Below are 11872 nucleotides of genomic sequence, written 5' to 3' on the forward strand. Positions count from 1 at the left end.
AACCCCCAGTTTATATATTGAACTATTTTGTATTACCGCTTATCCAACAGCCTTGCGATAGTCCCCCCGGTGAACTGAACCAATTGGACTAATACAATCATCACTAGAATGGCATAGATCATCACTTCCGTCTCAAAACGCTGATAACCATAACGGATAGCGAAATCACCAACCCCTCCCCCACCAACAACTCCCATCACGGTCGAGAAGGAGATAAAGCTAATTGTAGAAGTAGTAAGTCCAAGGACTAGACCCGAACGAGCTTCCACATACAGAAATTTAAAGATCAAGCCCAGCTTCGAGGCTCCCATCGATAATGCTGCTTCAATGACCCCTTTAGGAACCTCCAGCAACGACTGCTCCACTAACCGAGCATAATAGGCAATAGCGATTATAGATAATGGAACCGCTGCTGCAATCGTACCAATGGCGGTCCCGACCAGGAAACGAGTGACTGGAATTAGCGCAACGACCAGCAGCAGGAACGGAAAAGAGCGGATAATATTAACGATACTGTTGAGCACCAGAGACAACGTTGTATTCTCATAAAGCTGCCCTTTTCGGAAAAAAAACAACAAGGTACCCAGTGGAAGCCCCAGCAGCACGGCCGCTCCAACAGAAATACCAACCATCACAAAGGTTTCACCAATCGAATCCCACATCTGTGCCTGATATTGAAGTACACTATCAAACATGATCTTCCCCCGCTTTACCAAGAATCTGATCGCGGTATGTCCCGGTAGTGGCTGCCGCTGGACGGAATTCACCGTCTTCACGAGAGAACGAATCTACAATGCGCCCTTTTTCCATCACCGATACATGAGTACATATGCTTTTGACAACATCCATCTCATGCGTAACAATGACAACCGTTACTCCAAGACTTGAATTCACATGCTTCAGCACGTTCAAGATATCTGTAGTGGTTCCAGGGTCCAGGGAGGACGTTGGCTCGTCACACAGTAATATTCCCGGACTGTTCGCTAGCGCGCGGGCAATCGCAACACGCTGACGTTGTCCTCCGCTGAGCTGTGCCGGATATTGTTTTGCCTTATCTGCCAGTCCAACAAAATCCAGACACTCCTTCACACGCTTCATTCGTTCATGCTTTGGGACATCTGCCAGCTCCAGCGGGATCGAAACATTCCGCTCTACAGTGACGTTATAAACAAGATTAAATTGTTGAAAGATCATTCCAATCTTTTGCCTTGCTTTACGCAGTGCTTTACTAGGCATTTCGGTCAGGTTGTGGCCATCTACGGTAACCGTTCCCTCATCCGGCTGTTCCAGAAGATTCATCAGTCGCAGCAGCGTAGATTTCCCCGCACCACTCTCACCAATGATCCCATGAATGGATCCCTGCTTTACCTCCAGCGATACCTCATCTACAGCCTGATAGATGCCTTCCTTCAGCTTGTACCCTTTACTTACCCGACTCAGCGACAGTATTAGAAGCTCCCCCTTCCTTTCCCTTATATAATGAACCTCCATCAAGTGAGACATTGTATTACAATTTTCTAAAATCTGTTTTATTAAAAATCTCCTTAAATAATAAGACATTTCTTCTGCTGTGTCATCATTTTTCTTTAAATGATATACCAGGAAGGTTGATGAAAACCTAAAACCCCTTTATACCGGGCTCTTTTTACACATTTATTAATAAAATAAAAAGGGTTAGCAAAGATAATCCTTCCCTCTTGAAATCATGATTCTCCTATTGCCCCACCACTAAACGCTCCACTGTTAATATAGCCATATTTGGTTTTTTTAAGTGTATGAAATGCAGTTAAAGCTACATTTGGTTCGTTGGAGTGTGATTAAAGACCTGCTGTTACACAAAAAAAGATGTCTAAGCCAATAGCTTAAGACATCCCATAATTCATATAGTAATCCCTGAATCCCTGATCTATCGAGTCCCATACTCGCTAAATCTTTTATGCCTTTTCGCCAAGCTCTCTGCGAATCTTCAAGAACACTTGGTAGCTGCGTTCCGCACATTCCGAAATCGCTATCGGATGAAATCCGGGCAGATCGGCATATAACGTATCGTGAAGCGGTTCGATCCATGAAGCCGGCAACTTACTTGCTCCAAGCTTCGCTCCCATAATTGAGCCCACAGTAGCCCCGTTACAGTCTGTATCCATTCCACCATATACGGAAGTGACAACTGTTTTTTCAAAGTCATTCCCGCCATAAACAAGCGACGCAGCTACAAGAGCAGCATTATTATTTGTATGGACTGCATCATAGTGGCTAAAAGTATCCCAAATGTTACGAACCAACTCCCGCTCACTTTTGGCCTTCTGCGCAATATCTATCCCCCGCAAAACATCACTGGCCAAACGACTGGTACGCGGAATCTCACTAAGGCCTATCTCTAGGATCCGTTCATTATCCTTCTCTGCAAAAGCTGCCGATATCATCGCCGCATTCAACATCTCACCGTAGATACCATTTTTCACATGTGAAAATGAAGCGTCGCGCCAGCCTAGTTCTGCCGCAAGCTCAGGATAACCTGCTGCGCCATAAGCCAGTCCATCTGCGCGTATAGCGGCACCAATCCACTCGCGGTAAGGGTTTAAGTGCATCCGCACTCTTTCCTGCCGCACCAGCCAATCCGCAGGCTTCTCGCCATGCAGATGAGAGGTCTCCTGCGCAAAATTCATATATGACTGTGTCTCCGCCGTGCACACCTGACTATATGTTAAATGTGTATGCCACAGCTTTCCGATATCCCAAGAATCCCAGTTCAGACCCTTCTGCTCCAGCAGCATAAGACCCAGGACAGTGTAGCGAATATCGTCATCGCTTTCCATATACTTGATCGTCTCGCGGGTACTCGCATATGTCCATTCACTTAAGCCAAGACCATATTCAGCCTCTGCCCGTGAATGCCCAGGCGTATAGCCAGTAATTGGCCAGGCGTCCGCACCCTGAAACCATAGCTCAATATTCTCCCAGCCCGAACGGCCATCTTTCCCATAGAGATAGTCCCAATACTCCAGCGGTTTCCCGAGTGCGCAGCCGACACTTCTACCGAGCCAGGCTCCATAGAACTTATCTCTCCATTCTGCCTCGCTCCAGTCCGCCTCAAGCTTACGTGGACCTTCTGGACGTAGTTGACGAATCTCCTCCAGAGAGGATGGCTCTTGATACGGAAAATCCTCACTAATCGTAAGCTCCATTAGCTCATTGTATACCTGCATCAGCTTGAGCTCATCGGCACCAGCAGCCGCTAGCTTATCCGCGAACCCATCAATCTCGCAACCTTCTTCTCCACGCTGAGCAATTTCAAACTGCACGGTCTCTTGAAGTCTCTCCCATCCTGCCATAGGCTACTTCCCTTCAGCCGCTAGCAGCAGCTCTTGATCAAGCTTTTCCAGTGAATCAAAGATCAGCTTCATAAATGCTTCCCGGTCAACGCCCACCAATACTTGTACATTCGCTGGACGATCCGTCTTTTTCCGTCTGTCTGCAACTGTCATTCCCCGCGTCAGCTTGCCTTCGGTCTCCACCGTTACATATAGATGCTCAGATTCAAATAGTTCCGGATGCAGCAGCCAGGCAACAGCACATGGATCATGCAGCGCACTGCCGACATAGCCCATTTTTTTACCGTAAATCGAATAGAAATCCAGCAATTCTCCGACCATTGTAGACACTGGTCCCCGCTCTTTCAATGCTAGGATCTCATCTTCAAAAATAGCAGCCTTATCGGTCACATCCAGACCACTCATTGTGATCGGAATCCCCGACTCAAACACAATACGGGCTGCTTCAGGATCTACATAGATATTAAACTCCGCAGTAGAGGTGACATTCCCATAAGAGATACCTCCCCCCATCAGTGAGATTTTTTCAATTCTGTCTTTAATCTCTGGATAAGCCGTGATTAGCAGTGCGATATTTGTTAAAGGAGCCATCGGCACGAGCGTAATCTTCTCCTCTGAAGAACGGATGATATTCAGCATAAACTCCACAGCACCCTGCTCTACAGGGCGGAATTTACTTGGAGGCAAAAGCGGCCCATCCATGCCCGATTCACCATGCGCTTCCTCACCTGTAACAAGCTTGCCGAACAGTGGGCCAGCAGCCCCTTTAGCTACAGGAATGTCAGCATTCACGAAGCTGATCACCTTCAGGGCGTTTTCCGTGATTTTATCTAAAATTTGGTTTCCACCAACCGTTGTAATCCCGCGCAGATCTAACTTCTCCGAATTTGCTATGGCAAGCAGTATCGCTATTGCGTCATCATGCCCTGGATCGCAGTCAATAATAATAGGTGTTGGCATAGTTACTCACTCCTTGTCTGTGTATCAATCATTTCAATCGCTATTTAACTAGCGGACTTTTAAGTTTTTTATTCTTTTTTCGTGTCTCAGATACTGCGTAGATCACAAGTCCAATTACTGTGGCTACATAAGGAAGAGTGGCGATTAGCTCCGCAGGAATCTTTAACACCTGTAGCGCATTCGACAATGCATCTGCAGTACCAAATAATAAAGAGGTCAGCGCCGTGCCTACGGTCGTACTTCTTCCCATCGACTCAGCGGCAATGGCAATCCAGCCCCGGCCAGCGATCATATCGCGGGTAAACAGTGACAAATACCCCATCGACATATAAGCACCGCCTAAACCGGCAAAAAATCCGCTAAGCAGCAAAGCCATATACTGTATTTTTACAACACTTACACCCACGGATTGAGCCGCATGTGGATTTTCACCCACTGAACGAATGCGCAGTCCAAGCGGTGTACGGTTTAATAGATAGTAGACAACAAACACAGCCAATATAGAAACATACGTCAGTATGTGATGCCCCGATAAAATAGGTCCAAGCACCGGGATATCCTTCAACAAAGGAATCTGGACACTAGGCAGAACTTTACTCGCCAGAGAAGTGGAAGAACCCTTGTCGCCACTAAGCAGATAGAGGATAAACACAGTGCCTCCCGAAGCGAACATATTAATGGCCACACCCCCGAGAATGATATGTGTTTTGAATTTCAGGGTGAAAAAAGCTAATATTCCAGCGATCAATGTTCCAGACAGCACCGCCCCAAGCAGACCTACCCACGCGCTATGCGTATAGCTGCTTATGATGACACCCGCTAAAGCGGCAACAAGCATAATGCCCTCCATCCCAATGTTAATGATCCCTGCACGATTGGAGATAAGTGCGCCGAGCGCAGCGAACAGAATCGGAGTCGTCACGCGAAGGACAGAGAACGCAAAGTCAGTTGTAAAAATCACATCAAACAAACTGTTCACGCTTCCTTCGCCTCCTTCAAGAGCATCCGATTTTTCCAGAACTTCAGAAATTGCTCAGCCGAAATCAGAAGAATGATAATTGCCTGTATAATTGAGATCATCTCTGAAGGTACATCAGACAGACGAGCCATCATGTCAGCCCCAATTCGAATGTACGCTAGGAATAATGCAGAGCCGATTACGGACAGCGGATTATTTTTGGCTAACATCGCTACAAGGGCACCATCCAAACCATAACCAGGCAGTGACGTCCATTGGAAACGGTTATACATCCCCAGCACTTCTACGGAGCCCCCCATACCTGCGATAAAACCTGCAATCAAGTGGACGAGAATAATAACCTTGGCTGTCTTCATACCGGAATAACGGGCAAAGTCCCGGTTGATGCCTGTCATGCGCAGCTCATATCCCCATTTCGTTTTGTATAGGAATAGATGAGCTGCAATAATAAGCACGATAACGATAATAAGACCGGTATGAATACGGGTGCCCGAGACCATTTTACTCAGCAGTGCCGTTTTCTCGAATTTGTAGGATACATTGGCAAAAGCTTTAGCATCACGCAGATGATAGTTCAGTAGGTATAGCCCTACTCCGAACAAAATATTATTGAACATTAAGGATGTAACCAACTCATTAGCATTCCATTTTGCCTTCAGAATACCAGGTATTGCCGAGAGCAACGCTCCTACAATTGAACCTGCAGCAATAGCTACCATCGGATGCAGCCAGCCGTCCAGCGTTAAATGAATAGCCAATACGGAAGTTACAACACCGGAGAAATAGAAAATCCCTTCAGCTCCCAGGTTGAACATATTGGCTCGAAACAACAAGGATACTGCCAACCCAGTGAACATGAGCGGAATCGCCATCTCAATCACATTACCAATATGACCTTTACTGGATAACGGCTCTAATAGGAATATACCAATCGTCTTCACAGGCTGATTACTGACCAAAGAGATGATCAGAAAGGCAATAGCGAGTGCAATAACGATTACCGCCGATGTCCGAATGTACTCAAAATATTTAACTTTAAACATGATTTACGGCCCTCCCGATGTGCTCCTCGTCCTGTCGATGAATCCCCAGCATATAAAGACCTAATTCTTCCTCACTAACCTTAGAGGGCTCCTCGAAAAAGGCAACAATCTTACCCTCGTACATTACTAACAGACTATCGCTGATCTCCAAGATCTCATTCAAATCTGCCGACACTAGCAAAATCGCGCAATCGTCTGAACGTAATTCCAACAACTTTTGATGTATGAACTGGGCTGCGCCTATATCCACACCCCGTGTCGGCTGTTCTGCAATAAGCAGCTGCGGTTCAGTCGAACACTCTCTAGCTACGACTACCTTCTGCATGTTACCACCTGACAACATTCCTATGGGCTGAGAAGGTCCTGAACAGCGGACTTTAAATTCCTCTACAAGGGATACTGCTAGCTTGGCAATTCGTGAGCCATTCAAAAAAAGACCTTTATTCATTGCTTTTGTACGATACTGAGTAGATAGCAGATTATCAGCTATGCTTGCTTCACTAGCGATCCCTTGCCGCATCCGATCCTCCGGTATATAGGAAACGCCTAGCTTACGAATATCCAAAATATCCGATTCACGGATATCCTTTCCCTTCACTAGTACAGAGCCCTGACTTGAGACACCTCTCAAGCTACCTGTAAGAGCTTCAATGAGCTGTGTCTGCCCGTTGCCTTCTACACCAGCAATCCCAACGATCTGCCCACCACGTACCGCAAAATTGATATCCGACAATAATGCTTTGCCATCTGCATCATTCACACTGAGTCCCTGCACCGTTAGTATTGGCTCACTAACAGCCAGAATCTCTTTGTCATATTTCAGCACGACGTCTCTGCCGACCATTAGTCGCGAGATTTCCTGTTCTGTCACATCCTGTGTTTGAAAAACACCTTCACTACGGCCGCTGCGCATAATCGTAATTCTGTCGCAAATCGCTTTGACTTCCTTTAATTTGTGCGAAATAAAAACTATCGTATGGCCCTGTTCCCTTAATTGCTTAAGCTCGCGGAACAATTCCTCTGTTTCCTGTGGAGTCAACACCGCAGTTGGCTCATCAAGCACCAGAATTTTAGCACCACGCAGCAGCGCCTTAAGAATCTCAACCTTTTGTTTCATCCCAACTGTAAGATCCTCTACTTTTGCCTTTGGATCCACTGCCAGATTGTATTTCCTTGCGGTCTCTTCCGTCATGCGCACAGCCTCGGCATAATTAATGCCAACTCCTCTGCGCGGCTCCATACCCAGCACCATATTCTCTGCCACCGTAAAAGAAGGTACCAACATGAAATGCTGGTGGACCATGCCGATGCCTCTATCAATGGCGTCCTGAGCGGATTGCAGCTTTACTTTTTCACCCTTGATATAGATCTCGCCTTCACTTGGCTCTTCCATGCCGAACATAATCTTCATTAAAGTCGATTTACCTGCACCGTTCTCACCTGCAATCGCATGTATTTCTCCCTCACGTAAAGAAAAATGCACGTCTTTATTTGCAACGACGCCATTGGGATATACCTTGGTAATTCCCCGCATTTCCAGCAGAGCTGTGTACATAGGTCTCAACGCCTTTCAACTTGGAGGTCTGCAAAAATATACAGCTGGAATTCCCCTGACTAGAAGAATCTCCAACTGTAGGTTTAACTCTATAGAACTGATCTTAAGATTTAAAGCTTAAGGCTTAACTGCGTTACGAATAGCTTCTACCTCTGCGGTTTCCATCCCCATCGCATTATCCACTTTAACTTCTTTATTGATCAGCTTTTGCTTCACTTCTTCAACCTTGGCCTGAAGATCAGCCGGGAATACATTTTTATAAATATCATTCTCAGCAATACCTACACCATCATCTACAAAGCTCAATACATCACGTTTGCCCATTTCTAGCGTACCCTCTTGCAATCTCTTCACTGCACCTAGAATAGCCGTATCAATCTTTTTAATAGATGAAGTAACGATTAGATTTGCTTTTTCACTATCCGTATCGTTAATCAACATTGCCTGATCGGAGTCTACACCAATTGCATATTTTTTCTTCTCTTTAGCTGCGTCAAAGATCCCAAGACCTGTACCCCCAGCCACGTTAAAAATAACATCCACACCGGAGTTATATTGAATTAGAGACAGCTCCTTACCTTTTGCAGGGTTAACAAAATCACCAGCGTACGACACAGCCACTTTTACATCAGGATCAACGTACTGAGCACCTTGAATGTAACCGACCAAGAAAGCATTAATCCCCGGAATATCCATACCGCCGACAAACCCAATCACATTCTCAGGGGTAGCATTCGGCATATCCGATTGTGTAGCTAATGCTGCTACGGCACCTGCCAAGAAAGATACTTCATTTGTCGCATAAGACATGTTGTACATGTTATCTGGTGCTTCATCGATGTCGGTATCATAATTAATGAATTTTTTGTCTGGATACAATTCTGCCGTTGCATTAAACATCTCTGTAATTTCAGAACCGCCAGAAATAATTACATCCCAATCCTCGGAAGCGATATCGTTAAATGTAGGCTCCCATTTCGTTTTATCAACGCCCATTTCAACAACCTTTGTTACTGCACCAAGTTCATCCTTAACCTTTTGCAAGCCGTTATTAGCGGAATCAAAAAATGATTTATCCCCAAGTGTCCCCGGAATCAGCAATACAACCTTGAGTTTATCCCCTGCACCTGTTTCTCCGCCTTCGTCCGCTTTGGATCCAGTATTCGTTGAAGAACCATTATTGGACGTGTTATTCCCACATGCTGTGACCAGAACCATCACCATTAATAACAACAAAGAAAGAACTTTTTTATTCATTACTCTATTCCACCCCTAATTTTAGTTGGTTAGTAATCCGCAGAATCCCATCTTCACCCATTGTATAATTCACGGTTCAAATGGAAATTCTCTTTTTTCCAAATAAAGTATCATTAAAAGTAATAAACTTAACGTTTAGGCTCAAAAATAGCAATAAAAATACCATTATTATTAATAATCCGCTTTATTTCCGAACGAGATGGCCAGTCAGGTTGCGAACTTTCGGATTTATTGATACGATCATAACAAATATTATTAAAAATAATTATATGATTTCGGTCATTGTTTTGTACGATTCGGCTAAAACATAAGTATTGGAGGATCATCATGGATCGTGTTCTATATATTGTAAGTGCCACACATGAGCTAAATACTTATATCCCTCCACACCAGCATGAATGCTACGAACTAGTCTATTATTTACAGGGGGTAGGGACAACCAATGTTGGCCCACGAAGTTACCATTTTCGCTCCTCTTCTTTCGCGCTTGTGCCACCCAATCATAAACATGACGAGCACCACCGTGAGGATGCAAATGTATTATTTGTAGGCTTCCACTCAGAACACCCCAATATGAGTAATCTGCTCGGCGTATATGAAGATGATAAAGATCAGACCGTTCTTCAAATCCTGCTGCGAATGAAAGCAGAGTTTACACGCAAGCAAGACGGATTCTCTGAGCTTCTAAACCTACAAATGAGCGAGATTACCGTCCATCTTATGAGGCTTCTTAGTGCCTCTGGATATCAATCCCCAACAGAAGATCGAGTACAATATGTCCTTAATTATATGAATGAGCATTATCGCCATAAATTGTCCGTCGAAACACTATCAGAAATGTCCGGATATAGTTACGATCGTTTTCGCCATCTATTTAAAGAACGTTTCGGGTCTTCACCCCTGCGGTATTTGCTGTTAAAACGCCTGGATTATGCAAAATCTCTATTACGTCATACTCAGATGCAAATCTCTGAAGTATCTGCTGCTGCAGGTTTTGTGAACGATGCCCAATTCTGCAATATGTTCAAACGAGAAATAGGTCTTACCCCGCGAGCATTCCGCATTAATAATCAATCAGGTTAATCACTAATCAGATTAAAAAAAGCCGTTGAAATAGAGAAACTCTCTATTCAACGGCTTACTGCTGTAAACCCAAGGACATAAAGAAAAAGGTTTGTAAGATTGCTTATAAAAGCATTCTTACAAACCTTTTTAAGATACCGGCGAGAGGACTCGAACCTCCACGGTTTCCCACTCGATTTTGAGTCGAGCGCGTCTGCCATTCCGCCACGCCGGCACATATGAACTAAATGGAGGCGCCACCCAGATTTGAACTGGGGATAAAGCTTTTGCAGAGCTTTGCCTTACCACTTGGCTATGGCGCCATGAAAACTTGGAGCGGACGACGGGAATCGAACCCGCGACCCTCGCCTTGGCAAGGCGATGCTCTACCGCTGAGCCACGTCCGCATAAAATGGCTGGGGATATAGGATTCGAACCTATGAGTGACGGAGTCAAAGTCCGTTGCCTTACCGCTTGGCTAATCCCCAATAACATTTTAAAGTAAAATGGGGCGACTGATGGGTCTCGAACCCACGAATGCCGGAACCACAATCCGGTGCGTTAACCCCTTCGCCACAGTCGCCATATTAAGTTGATATTGTTGCCATTATTCATTTTAAAGTAAATGGGGCGGCCGATGGGTCTCGAACCCACGAATGCCGGAACCACAATCCGGTGCGTTAACCCCTTCGCCACGGCCGCCATATTAAACTTTAGAAAGAACTTGGCAGGGGCAGCAGGAATTGAACCCACACCAACGGTTTTGGAGACCGTTGTTCTACCTTTAAACTATGCCCCTAAAAACTGGTGGAGGATGATGGATTCGAACCACCGAACACTCACGTGAGCAGATTTACAGTCTGATGCGTTTGGCCACTTCGCTAATCCTCCAAGGATGGTGCCGGCGAGAGGACTTGAACCCCCAACCTACTGATTACAAGTCAGTTGCTCTACCAATTGAGCTACACCGGCATGGCACTCATTCTTTTGTGATGATAAATGGTGGCTCGGGACGGAATCGAACCGCCGACACGAGGATTTTCAGTCCTCTGCTCTACCGACTGAGCTACCGAGCCATGATGAAAATGGCGGAACCGACGGGATTCGAACCCGCGATCTCCTGCGTGACAGGCAGGCATGTTAGGCCAACTACACCACGGTTCCAAAAGATATAATTGCTTAAGTTAATTGGTTGCGGGGGCAGGATTTGAACCTGCGGCCTTCGGGTTATGAGCCCGACGAGCTACCGGGCTGCTCCACCCCGCGTCAGTAAGAAAGTGTTATGGTGGAGGCTGAGGGGATCGAACCCCCGACCCTCTGCTTGTAAGGCAGATGCTCTCCCAGCTGAGCTAAGCCTCCATAAACAACAATTGTTATTGTACCAAAGTCCACTAGGATAAATCAAGTGAAAATTTGGTGACCCGTATGGGATTCGAACCCATGTTACCTCCGTGAAAGGGAGGTGTCTTAACCCCTTGACCAACGGGCCATACTAATTAAAAATTTGTGGCGGAGAGAGAGGGATTCGAACCCTCGAGACGCTTGTGGCGCCTACACGATTTCCAATCGTGCTCCTTCGGCCAAACTCGGACACCTCTCCATATGGCTCCCCGAACAGGACTCGAACCTGTGACAACTCGATTAACAGTCGAGTGCTCTACCAACTGAGCTATCAGGGAATATT

General features: G+C 45.7%; 9 protein-coding genes and 16 tRNA genes. 1 reads left to right on the forward strand and 24 read right to left on the reverse strand.

What is annotated here, in order from left to right; genetic code table 11:
* Positions 1-32: 32 nt before the first annotated feature.
* From NST25_RS26740 to NST25_RS26775, 8 genes are all read right to left on the reverse strand, one after another.
* Positions 33-695: a methionine ABC transporter permease gene (locus tag NST25_RS26740; protein WP_036685560.1), complete on the reverse strand. Its 663-nt coding sequence runs from the start codon at positions 693-695 to the stop codon at positions 33-35.
* The gene (locus NST25_RS26745) at positions 688-1449 is read right to left on the reverse strand and encodes an ATP-binding cassette domain-containing protein (protein WP_081388367.1); all 762 of its coding nucleotides are present in this window, start codon (positions 1447-1449) and stop codon (positions 688-690) included. The genes NST25_RS26740 and NST25_RS26745 overlap by 8 nt, the downstream gene beginning before the upstream one ends.
* 485 nt (positions 1450-1934) lie before the next feature.
* On the reverse strand, positions 1935-3332 hold the full coding sequence (locus tag NST25_RS26750; protein WP_076302375.1) for an ADP-ribosylglycohydrolase family protein: 1398 nt from the start codon (positions 3330-3332) through the stop codon (positions 1935-1937).
* A 3-nt stretch (positions 3333-3335) separates the two neighbouring features.
* Positions 3336-4292, reverse strand: a complete 957-nt coding sequence (locus NST25_RS26755; RefSeq protein WP_076184827.1) for a nucleoside hydrolase — start codon at positions 4290-4292, stop codon at positions 3336-3338.
* Positions 4293-4332: 40 nt separating this feature from the next.
* Positions 4333-5271, reverse strand: a complete 939-nt coding sequence (locus tag NST25_RS26760; protein ID WP_036685567.1) for an ABC transporter permease — start codon at positions 5269-5271, stop codon at positions 4333-4335.
* A complete protein-coding gene (locus NST25_RS26765; RefSeq protein ID WP_036685569.1) occupies positions 5268-6314 on the reverse strand; it encodes an ABC transporter permease in 1047 nt (348 codons plus the stop codon). The genes NST25_RS26760 and NST25_RS26765 overlap by 4 nt, the downstream gene beginning before the upstream one ends.
* The gene (locus tag NST25_RS26770; protein ID WP_076308849.1) at positions 6307-7869 is read right to left on the reverse strand and encodes an ABC transporter ATP-binding protein; all 1563 of its coding nucleotides are present in this window, start codon (positions 7867-7869) and stop codon (positions 6307-6309) included. The genes NST25_RS26765 and NST25_RS26770 overlap by 8 nt, the downstream gene beginning before the upstream one ends.
* A gap of 117 nt (positions 7870-7986) precedes the next feature.
* Positions 7987-9126, reverse strand: coding sequence for a BMP family ABC transporter substrate-binding protein (locus NST25_RS26775; RefSeq protein ID WP_076308848.1), 1140 nt, complete (start codon positions 9124-9126; stop codon positions 7987-7989).
* A 327-nt stretch (positions 9127-9453) separates the two neighbouring features.
* On the opposite strand from NST25_RS26775, the gene NST25_RS26780 reads away from it, so the two are divergent.
* Positions 9454-10209 carry an AraC family transcriptional regulator gene (locus NST25_RS26780; RefSeq protein WP_076130295.1) on the forward strand — a complete coding sequence of 252 codons (756 nt, stop codon included), beginning with the start codon at positions 9454-9456 and terminating at the stop codon, positions 10207-10209.
* Between the two features lie 135 nt (positions 10210-10344).
* Here the strand turns inward: NST25_RS26780 and NST25_RS26785 are convergent.
* The 16 genes from NST25_RS26785 to NST25_RS26860 all read right to left on the reverse strand — a co-directional run bounded on the left by NST25_RS26785 (position 10345) and on the right by NST25_RS26860 (position 11867).
* Positions 10345-10423: transfer RNA gene (locus NST25_RS26785), tRNA-Leu, on the reverse strand.
* A 14-nt stretch (positions 10424-10437) separates the two neighbouring features.
* Positions 10438-10511 (reverse strand) — tRNA-Cys (locus tag NST25_RS26790).
* 9 nt (positions 10512-10520) lie between these two features.
* A tRNA-Gly gene (locus NST25_RS26795) sits at positions 10521-10595 on the reverse strand.
* Positions 10596-10601: 6 nt separating this feature from the next.
* Positions 10602-10676, reverse strand: a tRNA-Gln gene (locus NST25_RS26800).
* Between the two features lie 19 nt (positions 10677-10695).
* Positions 10696-10771: transfer RNA gene (locus NST25_RS26805), tRNA-His, on the reverse strand.
* A 43-nt stretch (positions 10772-10814) separates the two neighbouring features.
* Positions 10815-10890, reverse strand: a tRNA-His gene (locus NST25_RS26810).
* 23 nt (positions 10891-10913) lie between these two features.
* Positions 10914-10987, reverse strand: a tRNA-Trp gene (locus NST25_RS26815).
* Positions 10988-10993: 6 nt separating this feature from the next.
* Positions 10994-11079: transfer RNA gene (locus NST25_RS26820), tRNA-Tyr, on the reverse strand.
* 5 nt (positions 11080-11084) lie between these two features.
* Positions 11085-11160 (reverse strand) — tRNA-Thr (locus NST25_RS26825).
* 28 nt (positions 11161-11188) lie between these two features.
* Positions 11189-11264 (reverse strand) — tRNA-Phe (locus tag NST25_RS26830).
* Positions 11265-11274: 10 nt separating this feature from the next.
* A tRNA-Asp gene (locus NST25_RS26835) sits at positions 11275-11352 on the reverse strand.
* A 25-nt stretch (positions 11353-11377) separates the two neighbouring features.
* Positions 11378-11454 (reverse strand) — tRNA-Met (locus tag NST25_RS26840).
* Between the two features lie 17 nt (positions 11455-11471).
* Positions 11472-11547, reverse strand: a tRNA-Val gene (locus NST25_RS26845).
* A gap of 55 nt (positions 11548-11602) precedes the next feature.
* Positions 11603-11677 (reverse strand) — tRNA-Glu (locus NST25_RS26850).
* Between the two features lie 18 nt (positions 11678-11695).
* A tRNA-Ser gene (locus NST25_RS26855) sits at positions 11696-11788 on the reverse strand.
* A gap of 3 nt (positions 11789-11791) precedes the next feature.
* Positions 11792-11867: transfer RNA gene (locus NST25_RS26860), tRNA-Asn, on the reverse strand.
* Positions 11868-11872 lie beyond the last annotated feature (5 nt).

The sequence above is a fragment of the Paenibacillus sp. FSL E2-0190 genome (assembly GCF_037992965.1).
Taxonomy (GTDB): domain Bacteria; phylum Bacillota; class Bacilli; order Paenibacillales; family Paenibacillaceae; genus Paenibacillus_AQ; species Paenibacillus_AQ odorifer.

Excerpts from the sequence above, each read along its gene's own strand:
- NST25_RS26740 (WP_036685560.1), bottom strand. The coding sequence starts at position 695 with ATGTTTGATAGTGTACTTCAATATCAGGCACAGATGTGGGATTCGATT.
- NST25_RS26750 (WP_076302375.1), bottom strand. The coding sequence starts at position 3,332 with ATGGCAGGATGGGAGAGACTTCAAGAGACCGTGCAGTTTGAAATTGCT.
- NST25_RS26755 (WP_076184827.1), bottom strand. The coding sequence starts at position 4,292 with ATGCCAACACCTATTATTATTGACTGCGATCCAGGGCATGATGACGCA.
- NST25_RS26765 (WP_036685569.1), bottom strand. The coding sequence starts at position 6,314 with ATGTTTAAAGTTAAATATTTTGAGTACATTCGGACATCGGCGGTAATC.
- NST25_RS26775 (WP_076308848.1), bottom strand. The coding sequence starts at position 9,126 with ATGAATAAAAAAGTTCTTTCTTTGTTGTTATTAATGGTGATGGTTCTG.
- NST25_RS26780 (WP_076130295.1), top strand. The coding sequence starts at position 9,454 with ATGGATCGTGTTCTATATATTGTAAGTGCCACACATGAGCTAAATACT.
- NST25_RS26770 (WP_076308849.1), bottom strand. The coding sequence starts at position 7,869 with ATGTACACAGCTCTGCTGGAAATGCGGGGAATTACCAAGGTATATCCC.